General features: G+C 38.1%; 16 protein-coding genes and 1 tRNA gene. 15 read left to right on the top strand and 2 right to left on the bottom strand.

Translation table 11 applies throughout. The features are described 5' to 3' along the window. Positions 1–4: 4 nt before the first annotated feature. Together sppA and mqnF are read right to left on the bottom strand one after the other, a co-directional pair. On the bottom strand, positions 5–868 hold the full coding sequence (gene sppA / locus CYP54_RS05335; protein WP_103604468.1) for a signal peptide peptidase SppA: 864 nt from the start codon (positions 866–868) through the stop codon (positions 5–7). After that, positions 856–2073 (bottom strand): aminofutalosine deaminase family hydrolase, encoded by a 1218-nt coding sequence (mqnF, locus tag CYP54_RS05330; RefSeq protein ID WP_103604467.1) that lies wholly within the window; start codon positions 2071–2073, stop codon positions 856–858. Before mqnF ends, sppA begins: the two co-directional genes overlap by 13 nt. Positions 2074–2157: 84 nt before the next feature. On the opposite strand from mqnF, the gene aroQ reads away from it, so the two are divergent. The 15 genes from aroQ (at position 2158) to CYP54_RS05260 (ending at position 13509) form a co-directional block, all read left to right on the top strand. Then, complete coding sequence (gene aroQ, locus CYP54_RS05325) at positions 2158–2637, top strand: type II 3-dehydroquinate dehydratase (protein WP_009294223.1); 480 nt, start codon at positions 2158–2160, stop codon at positions 2635–2637. Then, positions 2634–3659 (top strand): aminopeptidase P family protein, encoded by a 1026-nt coding sequence (locus CYP54_RS05320; RefSeq protein WP_103604466.1) that lies wholly within the window; start codon positions 2634–2636, stop codon positions 3657–3659. The genes aroQ and CYP54_RS05320 overlap by 4 nt, the downstream gene beginning before the upstream one ends. Then, positions 3656–4132 (top strand): 2-amino-4-hydroxy-6-hydroxymethyldihydropteridine diphosphokinase, encoded by a 477-nt coding sequence (gene folK / locus CYP54_RS05315; protein WP_103604465.1) that lies wholly within the window; start codon positions 3656–3658, stop codon positions 4130–4132. Before CYP54_RS05320 ends, folK begins: the two co-directional genes overlap by 4 nt. Positions 4133–4142: 10 nt before the next feature. Next, a complete protein-coding gene (gene flhF, locus CYP54_RS05310) occupies positions 4143–5510 on the top strand; it encodes a flagellar biosynthesis GTPase FlhF (RefSeq protein WP_103604464.1) in 1368 nt (455 codons plus the stop codon). Further along, the gene (locus CYP54_RS05305; protein WP_021090665.1) at positions 5503–6369 is read left to right on the top strand and encodes a P-loop NTPase; all 867 of its coding nucleotides are present in this window, start codon (positions 5503–5505) and stop codon (positions 6367–6369) included. Before flhF ends, CYP54_RS05305 begins: the two co-directional genes overlap by 8 nt. A gap of 13 nt (positions 6370–6382) precedes the next feature. Beyond that, a complete protein-coding gene (locus CYP54_RS05300; RefSeq protein ID WP_021090750.1) occupies positions 6383–6727 on the top strand; it encodes a hypothetical protein in 345 nt (114 codons plus the stop codon). Then, positions 6699–7403 carry an RNA polymerase sigma factor FliA gene (gene fliA / locus CYP54_RS05295; RefSeq protein ID WP_021090868.1) on the top strand — a complete coding sequence of 235 codons (705 nt, stop codon included), beginning with the start codon at positions 6699–6701 and terminating at the stop codon, positions 7401–7403. Before CYP54_RS05300 ends, fliA begins: the two co-directional genes overlap by 29 nt. Continuing rightward, a complete protein-coding gene (gene fliM, locus CYP54_RS05290) occupies positions 7403–8506 on the top strand; it encodes a flagellar motor switch protein FliM (protein ID WP_054196277.1) in 1104 nt (367 codons plus the stop codon). Before fliA ends, fliM begins: the two co-directional genes overlap by 1 nt. After that, complete coding sequence (gene fliY, locus CYP54_RS05285) at positions 8496–9344, top strand: flagellar motor switch protein FliY (RefSeq protein WP_072594737.1); 849 nt, start codon at positions 8496–8498, stop codon at positions 9342–9344. Before fliM ends, fliY begins: the two co-directional genes overlap by 11 nt. Continuing rightward, entirely contained in the window at positions 9344–9937 is a 594-nt protein-coding gene (locus CYP54_RS05280) for an LOG family protein (protein WP_087585564.1), read from the top strand. Before fliY ends, CYP54_RS05280 begins: the two co-directional genes overlap by 1 nt. A gap of 9 nt (positions 9938–9946) precedes the next feature. Continuing rightward, a complete protein-coding gene (gene mnmA / locus CYP54_RS05275; RefSeq protein ID WP_258033671.1) occupies positions 9947–11008 on the top strand; it encodes a tRNA 2-thiouridine(34) synthase MnmA in 1062 nt (353 codons plus the stop codon). 112 nt (positions 11009–11120) lie between these two features. Then, positions 11121–11195: transfer RNA gene (locus CYP54_RS05270), tRNA-Asn, on the top strand. A gap of 333 nt (positions 11196–11528) precedes the next feature. Further along, a complete protein-coding gene (locus CYP54_RS05265) occupies positions 11529–11795 on the top strand; it encodes a helix-turn-helix transcriptional regulator (protein ID WP_084040956.1) in 267 nt (88 codons plus the stop codon). Between the two features lie 34 nt (positions 11796–11829). Further along, positions 11830–12036 (top strand): hypothetical protein, encoded by a 207-nt coding sequence (locus CYP54_RS10135; RefSeq protein WP_234399992.1) that lies wholly within the window; start codon positions 11830–11832, stop codon positions 12034–12036. Continuing rightward, positions 12037–13509 carry a coiled-coil domain-containing protein gene (locus CYP54_RS05260; RefSeq protein ID WP_234399991.1) on the top strand — a complete coding sequence of 491 codons (1473 nt, stop codon included), beginning with the start codon at positions 12037–12039 and terminating at the stop codon, positions 13507–13509. Positions 13510–13523: the final 14 nt, after the last annotated feature.

Here is a 13523-nt window from a genome sequence, read left to right as displayed (position 1 = left end):
TTGATTATTTGAGCTTTGTCTCAAAAAATGCGCCAAAAAGCGAGTTTATGCCTTGCTTTGTAAATTTCTCCATTATCTTTTCGAGCTGCGGTTTTTCTTGCCAGACGGGCTCATCTACGAGGCTTATTTTTGCTAGCTCATCTTGAGCGTCTATGTAGCTGCCAAGGCTGTCAATTAGCCCCATTTTTAGGGCATTGTGCGCCAAAAAGACCCTTGCATTTGCCCACTCGTCTTTTTTCTTGATATCTAAATTTCTAGCCTCCGCCACGTCGCTTACAAAGAGCATGTAAGCGTCATTTACTAGCCCTTGCAAGCTCTCACGCTCCTGCTTGCTCCAGCTCCTCATAAAGGTGCCAGCCTCTTTAAACTCGCCAGCCTTCACTACCTGCTCGCTCACGCCTAAATTTTTGGCTAAATTTTCGATGTTTGCCCCTTGCATGATGACGCCGATCGAGCCTATGAAAGCGCCAGGGTTTGCGATGATGGCGTCGGCATTTACTCCAGCGTAGTAACTACCACTTGCCATGTTGCCAGCGGCGTATGCGAGCACTTTTTTGCTCTCTTTTAGTCGCTTGACCGCCATGGCTAGCTCCACGCTCGGGCTTAGCGCGCCACCTGGGCTGTCAATGTAGAGCAGCACGCCTTTGATGTTGCTATCAAGCCTTGCTTTTTCGAGCTCTTCTAAAATTTCGCTAGTATCTACTATCGTGCCGGTGATGTCTATGCGGGCTAAATTTGGCTCTTTCATCTTGCTATTTGGTGCAAATATGAAAAATAAGATCAGTAAAAATATAAGCGCCTTAAAGTAGCTATTTATAAATTTAAAAATCCCCAAAATCCCTCTAAAAATAAGCCTTAAAATTTGCAAATTTTGCCTCCGATATATAGTTTTTTAGCCTCGTTTGTATGAAGTATGAGCTGAAGTATTAGCTCGCTATCATCGCACTCTATGTCGTTATAGACTGCAAGGTCAGCCGCGCGCCCTGCCTTTATCTCGCCGTTATTTGTCCTAAGCGCCTTTGCGCCCCCATGCGTTGCAGCGACAAAAAGCCTAGTGGCAAGCTCGTTTAGATCAAGGCTGGCGTGGGTAAAAAGGGCGGCTCTTAACTCATGCCAGAAATTTAGGCTGATATTTGAGCTAAGTCCGTCTGTGCCGATGTTTAGACTAACGTTGTTTTTAAAAATTTCTTTTAGATTTAGCGCCTTTTTGCCAAGCAGTCTGTTTGAAACGGCGCAGTGCGTCACACTGTGGTGAGGCTGAAATTTAGCAAAATCGCTCACATAAACGCAGTGTGTAAAGAGTGTGTTTATCTCGCGAAACATCGCAAAATAGCCCTGCGTGTCATACATCGGCCTTGGATCTGGGCTAAATCTTAAAAGGTGCTTTTTAAAGCCACCGCTGCCACGTTCTAGCCACTGCTTTTCAGCCTTGCTCTCTAAAAAGTGCGTGCTAACTAGCAAGTCATCTTTTTTGGCTATCTCAAGGGCGGCTTTAGCTAGCTTTGGGTGCACAGAGTAGGGCGAGTGCAGCGAGATGGCTGGGGTGAAATTTTGGCTTTTATAGCCCTTTGTTTTTTCAAATTTAGCTAAGAAATTTTGCAAATTTTGTTCGCACATCTGCTCGCTTGAGCCTAAAATTTCACTAAAAAGCACTACTTTTAGCGGACTAGCGGCTAAAATTTCAAGCTCCGAGCCAAAGCTAGATATCTCACCAATGGCACAAACTCCGCTTTTTAACATCGAATTTATAGCTTCACTCATCGCCTTTTTAGCGTCCATTTTAGCTAGCTCGCCGCCTTTATCGACGATAGAGCCAAGCCATTTTATAAAGTCGCCATATTTTAGTGTGCTAACGTTTGAGCTAAACTCTAAATGAACGTGTGTATTTACGAAGGCTGGGGCGATCACGCTCTCACCAAAGTCGCAAATTTTCGCATCTTTAAATTTCTTTTGCGCCTCTTTTTCGCTTGTAATTTCTAAAATTTTATCATTTTCAATAACAAGACAAGAATTTCTTAAAATTTTTGGATTTTCTCCGCCAGTGATGATCTTTTTTGCTTTTAAAATTTCCATTTCTAGCCTTAAATTTTTGTTATTGTAGCGAAAATTTAGGAACGAAAATGTATAATTTGGGCTATTTAATCAAAAAGGAGTGACATGGATAAGAAGCTAAAAATAATGGTTATCCAAGGCCCAAATATCAATATGCTTGGCGCTAGAGAGCCAGGAATTTACGGCGTTATGAAGATGGAGGATATCCACTCTCAAATGAAGATCGTCGCCGATCAAAATGACGTTGAGATCGAGTTTTTTCAAAGCAACCTTGAGGGCGAGCTAGTCGATAAGATCCAAGAGTGCTTGGGCGATGCTGACGGCATCATCATAAATCCAGCAGCTTACACTCACACCTCTATCGCTATCCGTGATGCGCTAAGTGCGGTTGCGCTGCCAGTTATCGAGGTGCATATCAGCAACGTTTATAGAAGAGAAGAGTTCCGCCATAAAAGCCTTATCGCACCAGTTGCAGCAGGCCAGATCGTGGGTTTTGGACCAGTTGGCTATCATTTAGCGATGATAGGCATGCTTCAAATTTTTGAGCAAATAAAAGCAGTAAGAGCAAATCAAAACGCACAATGAATTTCATCTTAAAGGACGAAAACGCTGTATTTTACGAGTGCGGTTATAGCTGCGACAATGAATTTTTGCTATTTCTTGACGGCGTGAAATACTTTTTCACGGACGCGAGGTATTATTTTGAGGCAAAAAGCTGCGTAAATGCTGGCGTGGTCGTTCTTTTAGCGCAGAGAAATTTAATAAGCGAGGTGCGGGCATTTTTAAGAAAGATGAAGCCAAGTAGCCTTGTTTTTAACCCTGACGAGCTAAGTATCAGCGAGTTTAACGCACTTAGTAAGGGTTTTAAGATAAATTTCAAGCCAAAGGCAAATTTCTCTAGACTAAAGAGAATTTGCAAAATCGAGGATGAGATAAAAATTTTAAAAAAGGCTAGCGAATTTGGAGCAAAATGCTTTGATGAATTTGCTAAATTTGTGCGTGAAAATGGTGAGGGTATGAGCGAAAAAGAGCTTCATTTTAACGCCTCGCTCATTTTTAGGCAAAAAAACGAGCTAGGCCTTAGCTTTGATCCGATCGTGGCGATAAATGAAAATGCAGCAAAGGCGCATGCGTTGCCTGGGGATAAAATTTTAAAAAGGGGCGATTTGCTACTACTTGATGCTGGGGTTAAATTTAATCGCTACTGCTCTGATCGCACCAGAACTGCTTGCTTTGATGAAAATTTTAACTTCTCAAAGGAGCAAAAATTTAAAAACGCCAAAATGCAAGAAATTTACGAGATCGTAAAAGAGGCTCAGGCTGCTGCGATAAAGGTCGCAAGAGCTGGCGTTATGGCGTGCGAGATAGACCTTGCAGCAAGGAACGTGATAGCAAAGGCTGGATATGAAAAAGCCTTTTTTCACTCGACAGGGCACGGCGTAGGTGTCGATATACACGAGCTTCCAGTCATCTCAGCAAGGAGCGAAACGCTCATAAAAGAGGGCATGGTCTTTAGTATAGAGCCTGGAATTTATCTAGAAAATGAATTTGGCGTGCGCATCGAAGACGTTGTGGTCGCAAGAGAAGGTGGGTGCGAGATTTTATGAGGCTAGCTGGAGCAAGAAAGATCGTAAAAAGCCGTTTTTGCCCTAGTTTTTTTCATAAAAGAGATGAGTTTAAGTATGAGGTGCTAGTTGGCATGGGTGGCAACATCGGCGATAGCGCAAAGAGGTTTGATAAATTTATAAGAGCGATTAATGAAGATAGGCGTTTTCACGTAGTTGAAGTATCGCCAATACTTATAAATGCGGCGTTTGGCTACGAAGCGCAGGATGATTTTAGTAACGCTGTTATAAATTTACAAACATCTATGAGCCCTCGGGATTTGCTAAAAATTTTGAGGCACTATGAGAGTAAATTTAAGCGTGTGAGGACATTTAAAAATGCACCACGTACGCTTGATCTGGATATTTTGTATTTTAGTAAAAAAGTCTATAAGACGCCACGCCTTATCGTCCCGCACCCAGGAGCCGATAAGAGGTTTAGCGTGATCGTGCCACTAGGGCTTATGAGAGGTTAAAAGGATATAAATGGCTACAAAATTTCATACTTTTACAGGTGAGAGCACCATCGAGGCTTTGAAAAAGGCTCAAGAAACGTGCGGCGAAAAGGCCATACTAGTTACTACAAAACAAATTCAAGCCAAAACGATAAATAAAAAACCGCTTTATGAAATTTTAGTAAGCGTCGAAGAGGACGACGTGAAGCAACCCACAAAACCAAATACAAAAGCCATAAATTATGAAAATGCCTACTCTAAATTTAATAAAAACTATGAGCCTGCTAAGCCAAAATTTGAGATAAAAGAAGAGCCAGCTAAATTTGAGGCAAAGACAGCATCACCCGAGCCTTACGATCCAAATGAGAGCGTGCTTTTAAATATCTCAGCTGCTGCAAAAGAGATAAGCACGATCGCAAATGTAAATATCGATGATGTCAAAGATAAAGAGTCGAGCATACCAAATGGTATGAATAAAAAAATAGACGACGTGGCAAAGCAAGTAAGCGTGCTAAGCGATAAAATAGGGCTGATAACTGACATGATCTGGGACGAAAAAGCTCCAAATCGCAACAATCTCTCGATCCCACCAGAGTTTGCTAGCATCTATAAACTCGCAAAACAAAGTGGCATGAAAGATGAGCATTTAGAGGCTATCATGCAAACGACGCTTGAAAATTTACCAGTGTCAATGAAGAGTAATCCAACTGCTGTAAAGAGATATTTTTATTCGCTTTTGCGAAATATGCTACCTTGCAGAAAAGAGCCAAGCGATAAAAAACAACGTATCATGATGCTAGTTGGCCCAACCGGAGTTGGTAAGACTACGACTCTTGCAAAGCTAGCTGCTCGTTTTGCATACGGCAATGAAAAACGCTATAAAACAGGTATCATCACGCTTGATACATATCGTATCGGAGCGGTTGAGCAGTTATTTCAATACGCTAAAATGATGAAGCTTCCTATTCTCGATGTTATCGAGATAGATGACTTTCAAAATGCTATCAAACAGCTTAATTATTGTGATGTGATACTTATTGATACGACTGGAAATTCACAGTATGACAAAGAAAAGCTTGAAAGGCTTGATAAATTTTTAAAGCATAGTGGCGCAAAGATTGATGTAAATTTGGTCCTTTCGGCTGGCTCAAAGGTTGAGGATCTGATAGAAATTTATAATGGATTTTCATTTTTAGAGATCGATACACTTATAATCACAAAATTTGATGAGACAAAAATTTTTGGTAATGTCTTTTCGCTGATATATGAGACAAACACGCCGGTTAGCTACTTTAGCGTGGGTCAAGAGGTACCTGATGATCTTGTGGAGGCAAAGAGCGAATTTTTAGTAGAGTGCGTGTTTGACGGCTTTACAAAGCAAAAGGCTAGCGATGAATAATCAAGCGCAAAAATTACAAAATTTAGTCCAGTCTCAAAGCAAGAGCAAAAATACGCATTTTATTGCGATAACTAGCGGCAAAGGCGGTGTTGGTAAGAGTACGATAAGTGCAAATTTAGCAAATGTTTTATCAAAAAATGGCTACAAAGTAGGACTATTTGACGCTGATATCGGCCTTGCAAACCTTGATGTCATCCTAAATGTAAAAATGGGCAAAAATTTACTTCACGTGCTAAAAGGCGAGTGCAGCCTAAAAGATATCTTGATACCTATAAATAAAAATTTGATCCTCATTCCTGGTGAAAGCGGTGATGAAATTTTAAAATTTAACAATCAATTTTTATTTGAGAGGTTTTTAGACGAGGCGAGCGAGCTTGATGAGCTTGATTTTTTGATCATCGATACTGGAGCTGGCATAGGCGGTAGCACGCAGCTATTTTTAGAGGCAGCTGATGAGGTCGTGGTGGTAACTGTACCTGATCCTGCAGCGATAACTGATGCATACGCTGTCATAAAGATCGTCTCAAGGTTTAAAAATAGTGAGCTTTTGCTTTTAAATATGGTAAAAAATGAAGCAGAAGCGACTAGAATTTATGAAAATATCAAACGTGTTGCTAATGCAAATATCGGGCCTAGCTTAAATTTAGAGCTTATAGGATTTGTGGCTTCTGATAAGAATGTTTCAAGAAGTATAAAACAACGAACGCTTTTTACAGACGACGCTGCTTATGCTGAGCCTAGTGCTCAGATAAAACAGATAGCTTCGAATTTACTTTATAGGTTGGAACGAAAAGTGCTTAACGATGAGCAAAGCAGGAGCTTTGGGGGCTTCTTTAAGCGTTTGATAGAACAATTTTAATGGAGATTGAGCTTTGCGTGCAGAAAATTTTATAGCATTTTTTACGGTTTGTGGTTTTTTTGTAGGTATAGTTTTTACCTTGCTAAAGGTGAGTGAGCCTATCGAAATGCTAGTTTATACACTAGTTATTACTTTGTTTTTTTATCTTATAATTCACATTGTTATCATGAACTACATCGATGTAAAAAGGGCTTTAACTAAAATTTTTGATAAACAAAAACACGAAGAGATCGCAGACTATCTCATCTCTGAGCTAAATACTAGGGAAAAACGTATGGAAAATATAATGGTAAAAATGACTGCTGAAAATTTTGATTCTGGTAAGCGAAATGCACGAGTTAAAGCAAAAGCAGCTTAACGCTTATAAAAATACGATAAAAAAAGAACAAGACGAAATCGTCTTAAAATATATGCCAGCACTGCGTGCAATGGCGTTTAGACTTAAAGAGAGGTTGCCATCAAGCATAGATACAAATGACCTAATAAGCATTGGCGTTGAAGAGATGATAAAACTTAGCAGGAAGTATGACAAGGAGCAAAATGACTCTTTTTGGGGTTATGGCAAAAAGAGAATTTATGGCTCTATGCTTGATTATCTAAGGACTCTTGATGTTGTTAGCAGAAGCGATAGAAAACTCGTAAAGAGCATAAATAGCGAGATAGATAACTACTTTAATGAATTTGAAGAAGAGCCAAGTGATGAGTATTTGGCCGAAAAGCTTAACGAAGATATCGAAAAGATAAGAGAGGCAAGAGGCGTTAGCGGTATCATTACTATCTTACCAATAGACGAGCAAATGGAGCTAATTGGTCAAAATGATGTCGAGAAAAGCATTGAGAGAGAGGATCTCATTTTAAAAATAGAGGAAGCTTTAAAAGATTTTGACGAAAGAGATCAGATGTTGGTTCAGCTTTATTATTATGAAGAGCTAAATTTAAAAGAGATAAGCCAGATCATGAATATCAGCGAGAGTAGAATTTCACAAATTCATAAACGTTTGCTTGATCGTATCAGGCGTAGCTTGGGGGTTTAATGGCTGATATTTTAAGTCAAGAAGAGATAGACGCGCTACTTGAAGTTGTTGATGAAGACGGCGATACGAGTAATATCGAGGTCGAAGAGAGATCGCAAGGCGAACAAAAGCAGATTATTATTTATGATTTTAAGCGTCCAAACCGCGTTAGTAAAGAGCAGCTTCGCGCGATAAAAGGCATCCATGATAAGCTTGCTAGAAATTTGGCTAGTCAAATTTCTAGTGTGATGAGAAGTATTGTCGAGATCAGACTTCACAGTGTTGATCAGATGACTTATGGCGAATTTTTGATGAGCTTACCAAGTCCAACGAGCTTTAACGTCTTTTCTATAAAGCCGCTTGATGGAAACTGTGTTTTGGAGATAAATCCAAGCATTGCTTTTCCGATGATAGATCGTTTGCTTGGCGGAACTGGTGAAAATTTTGAGGCAAATAGAGAACTAACCGACATTGAAGTAAATTTGCTTGATGCGGTACTTAGAATGATCATGCAGCGTCTTAAAGAGAGCTGGTCGATGATAACTGATATGTACCCAAATGTGGAAGCCAAAGAGAGTAGCCCAAATGTCGTGCAGATCGTCTCTCAAAATGAGATCGTCATCATGGTCGTTATGGAGATCATAGTTGGTGGCTCAAGCGGTATGATAAATTTATGCTATCCAGTCATCTACCTTGAACCGATACTCTCACGCCTTGCAAACAGGGACATTATGCTTGGCGAAACAAGTGCAAAAAAAAGTAGAAACAAAGAGCTAAAAACACTTATCGGACGAGCAGAAATTTTATATGAAGCCATACTTGGCAAGTCGATCATTAGCGTAAATGAGTTTTTAAATTTAAAAGAAGGCGATATTTTAAGGCTTGATAGAGGAGCTGATGATAAGGCGATCGTTTGTATCGATAAAAAAGAAGTTTTCTTAGCTGAGGTTGGGCTTCATAGATTTAGAAAATCTATAAGGATTGAGCAGTTAATACGCTCTGATAAAGATGAGATCAAAAATATCTTAGAAAAATACGAAGAAGAGCGAAAAGCAAAGCTGATGGCGTATGAAGCTAATGAGCGCAAAATGGAAGAAGAAGAGGACGACGAAGATGATGAATGATTTTTTTAATATATTTTCTAATGAATTAAAAGCTACTATCGAAGGACTTACGGGCAGAGCTCCAGAGGTTGGTGAAAGAAATGAATTTGATGCACCAACGCAAAATGGCATAAAACCGCCGGTAGTGATGGCTAATATCTCTTTAAGTGGCGACATCAATGCTAAAACAGAGATAGTATGTACTCCAGTTTTAATAAGTGCCATTAGCGAATGGATGATGGGCGAAGAGGAAATTTCAAAGAATGAAAATTTAGGCAGTGATGAGCTTGACGCTGCAAAAGAGATATTTTCAAACCTTTTTAGTGCCTTTAGTACATCTTTAGGTGCTCAAAAGGGCATGCCAAAGATAAATTTTGAAGTAATAAATGTAAATTTTTTAGATGAAAATTCTTCGCTTGATTTTAGTGTTTATGAAAAGTTATTTTTATTTAATGTCAAAATCGAAGATTTAAGCGAGCATATCGGTTTTGCTTGCGATCATTCGTTGATGAAATTTTTTGAGCCAACAAAGACCGAAGCACCAGCTGCACCAGCGAGCACTCCTCATGTAGCTAAGGGCGATTTTAGCGCTGAAGAGATGAGAAATATCGGGCTTATAATGGATGTTAGGCTACCTATTCGTGTTCGTATCGGCTCAAAAAGAATGCTTTTAAAAGATGTGCTTACCATGGATATTGGCTCAGTTATCGAGTTAAATCAATTAGCAAACGATCCGCTTGAAATTTTGATCGGCGATAAGGTAATAGCTCTTGGTGAAGTTGTAATAATCGATGGAAACTTTGGCATCCAGATCACTCAGATAGGCTCAAAACGCGAGAGGCTTCAACAGTTAAAATAATGAATAATGAATTAGTTAGTGATCTTTTAAATTTTCCAAACGTCTTAAAATATAAAAATAAAAATGTTACCTTCTTTGGCTCGGCTAGATTTGATGAAGAAAATTTCTACTGCAAAAAGGCTTATGAACTAGCTTATAAGCTAAACGAGCTGGGATATGCCATCTTAACTGGTGGCGGAGACGGCATAATGAGAGCCGCAAACAAGGGCGCGTTTGATAGTGCAAAATCGCCAAGCATAGCCCTAAATGTGAGACTTCCGTTTGAACAAAATACAAACCCTTACGTCACAGCAAAATATCTCTTTTCAAATTTAAGCCCAAGAAAATTTGCACTTACCGATCGTTCAGTCGCATTTGTCGTCTTTCCAGGTGGCTTTGGCACTCTTGATGAACTTTTTGAAATTTTAGTACTTGCTCAAGTTGGTAGTAAAAAAGTAAAAATTTTTCTTTTTGGGAGTGAGTTTTGGCAGGGGCTTGATGAATTTATAAAAAATACGCTAGTTAGCCAAAAAACAATAAAAAAAGAAGATATAAATTTATACAAAATCACCGATGATTTAGAGCTTATTGTAGATGAAATTTTGGCTATTTAAAAATAAGATATAAAATATCTCCTTTTAAATTTCAAAGAGGTAAAAAATATGAAAATAATGGTCGCAATGAGCGGTGGCGTAGATAGCACTATGACGGCTAAATTTCTGCAAGAAGCTGGTCATGAAGTGCAAGGTTGCTATATGATGCTACATCAAAAGCCAGGATATCACGAAGAAAATATCAGAAAAGTGAAAAAAGTAGGCGAATATCTTGGCATAAAGGTACATATTTTGGATCTTCAAGATAAATTTAACGAGTTTGTCTATGATCCTTTTGTGAAGCTCTATAAAGAGGGCAAGACGCCAAATCCTTGTGCTTTGTGCAATAAATTTATAAAGCTTGGCGCTCTACTTGATTTTGCAAAGGCAAATGGCTGTGAGAAGCTTGCTACTGGGCATTATGTGCAAGTTATTGATGGATTTATCACATGCGCAAAAGATCCTAGCAAGGATCAAAGCTACTTTTTAGCCCAAGTGCCAAAAGAGATATTAAAAGATGTTATTTTTCCGCTTGGGGATAAATTTAAAAAAGATATAAAAGAGCTTGCAAGAAGTGTAAAAGTGCTTGAAGAATTTGCTACGCAGGCAGAAAGTAGTGAAATTTGCTTTGTGGAAGATACTTATATCGAAGTTTTAAATAAGCATTACAATACAAATTTACCAGGAAACGTAGTTGATAAAGACGGCAAAATAATCGGCCGCCACCAAGGCTATATGCACTATACTATCGGTAAGCGCCGTGGTTTTGAGGTTTTTGGCGCCCATGAGCCACATTTTGTTATAAAGATAAATGCCGATAAAAACGAGATCGTTGTAGGAACAAAAGATGATTTGGCTCAAAAAGTAGTCGAGCTTGAAAACGTAAATTTGTTTATAGATAAAGATAAATTTGAGTGCGAAACTAAGATAAGATATAGAAGCCCTAAACTTGATGCTTTTGTTGAGGTTGATAAAGAGAATAAAACAGCAAAACTAACGCTAAATCAAAATGCACTTGGTGTGGCACAAGGCCAGCTTTGTGTTATGTATGATGGCGATAAGGTTATTGCAAGTGGATTTATAAAAGGCTAGTTTTAGCCTTTTATAAAAATTTATCGGACCCTGTACGATTTTTTATAAATTAAGCTAAAATTTATTGACAAAACATATCTTTTCGTCTATAATACGAGCTCTTTTCAAGTGTTCCGGATTAGCTCAGCGGTAGAGTAGGTGACTGTTAATCACTTGGTCGCTGGTTCGAACCCAGCATCCGGAGCCATTTATATTCAAAAATCCTTTTAAAACCCCGATTTTTACAATGTTTCAAGAGCTTTAAGTTTTCTTAGTTTTATAAAATTTGTTCCCTATTTGTTCCCGAAATTTTTTAATATTCCAATTTCTCGCCATGTTTTCTAAGTCAATCTAAGATGCTTTATTTTTGTTTTTAAAAACAAGAAAACATTTTTTATCCTAAATTACTCTAAAATACCCTAAGGAATCATAGGGTATTAAAAATTTTTCAAAAACTATCCAAAAACTACTCAAAATAGCAAGAGTAAATGAAAAGTACATATAATTAGTTATATAAGAATAAGCATAAGGAGAAAATGGGATGCTTAACGAACTATATAACGATGTAGAGTACAAAACGCTTCTTGAGCACATATCTAGCCAATATAAAGGAAAGGTAGTTCTAGACAGAAAGCAAACCGCAGGGGTTCTTGGCATCGGCGTATCTACTCTTGATCTTCGTATATCGCAGGGCAGAGATATTCCGCGTTATATAAAGATGGGAGATGCAAAGAATTCTCGCATAGCGTTTGCGATAACGGACATCGCGACTTATATTTTTCAAAAAAGGGTTAAAACATGCTCTTAATTTCTATAGTAGATAATAAAGAAAAGGACTAAAAATGAGTGATGCTCTTCAAATAGGCGGACACAGCCTAGTTCTTTGTGTAAGAAGCGAATTCTTGACGCTCAAAAAGGCTATTATAAGGTATGAGCACAATGTTAGAGAGGTTAAGCATGCCTCTAAGATCGGATATCTTAGAGGCAACAGCCGTAATAATAGATACATAGTGCTTAGCGAATATAACGATAACGGCAATATGCGATAGATGCCTAATAGCGATAGGGAATTTAGCGATAGAAAGTATATAAAAGCACTCTTGAAAAAATACCACGAAAAAATGAAGGTCGACTACGAAGCCCAAACTAAAATCTATAAAAACGGCAAGGTGGTAAAGAATCGTTGGCGAGAAAATATGGTCGGGTTTTCCGAAATAGTCATAAGTTTCGGCACCGATCGGAATAAAGAATCCAAAGAAGGGCTAAATAAAACCGAAGTAAATTTTATCAACGCTCAGGTCTCGCTCGACAGAGTTAGAAGATTTGCAAACGATTATTGCGCTAAATACAAAGTAAAATGTCTATTAATTAGCGAACACAATGATGAAAAGACTAAACACTATCAACTTATATTTACAAACTACCAATTTGAAAACCATAAAAACCTTAGGTTTAACGGCAAAGGCGAGACGTTAAAATTTGGCAGAAGTATGCAAGAAATGGGCGGAGCGGCATTTGAGGGCATAGCAATGCGTGGCGAAATCGGCACTAAGGCAAGACATAAGAATTTAAAACAAATGCACAAAGATGAAAAAGAGTTTAATAATGAGCAAGAGTTTAAAAACAAAATTAGACAATCGATAGTCGATAGAGCAAGGAGGTATATAAAAAAGAAAGAGTCTATGTTTGGCAAAGATTATTTTAGACTGGAAATCGGAGACGATAAGGCTTTTATAACAAGTCTTACGAATTTGGTTTTAGATCAAATGAAGGACAATATAAACATAGTTACTGATAGCGAATTAAAACAAACGGTCGAGGAACTAACCAATCAGCTTTTAAACAAAGGTGAAGTAATAGCAAAAAATAATCAACTAGAACAATCTAACGAAGAGTTAATCCAAGAAAACGAAAAATTAAAAGAAGCAAACGCAAATCTAAATAATCAAGATGAAATTATAAAAGATAGAAATTTGCAAATAAGCAACCTCTCGGCCGAGCTAATCCAAAAAGAAGATGAAAACAATAAATTAAAAAGCCGATTAGAAAATATTGAAGCTGATATAGCGCAAATAGATAAACTAAAACAAAAAGCCGACCAAAGCGATGCCCTACAAAGCAAGCTCGAAGAAGCTAATACAGATCTAGAAAGCAAAGAAAAAACAAATCAGTCTTTGAAACAAAGAAACGAAGAGCTGGAGGCGTCGTTAAGTAACGAGAATGCCTTAAAGGAAGACAATGAAAGCAAGCTACTACAAATCGTTAAACTACAAACTTCTATAAATGGCAAAGTTCAAAGAATATCTGAGCTAGAAGAAGAAGTAAAAGTTAAAGACGAAACGATAGAAAATTTACAGGATAAGTTATCTCTATTAGAAAACTTTAAAATGAAGGTTATTGGTTTTATCTCAAAAATAAGCAATCTAATACCGAATTTTAGCAGGTTGTTGGATGACGAACCAAATGAGGTAAAAAATGAGATAAAAGGCAAGATGTATAGTAGGGATGGGATGGAGATATAAGCAAGTTATCGGCA

This window comes from Campylobacter concisus (assembly GCF_002914005.1).
GTDB classification, from domain to species: domain Bacteria; phylum Campylobacterota; class Campylobacteria; order Campylobacterales; family Campylobacteraceae; genus Campylobacter_A; species Campylobacter_A concisus_N.
The sequence above is the reverse complement of the archived record's forward strand: the minus strand, read 5'-3'. Positions and strand labels throughout refer to the sequence as shown.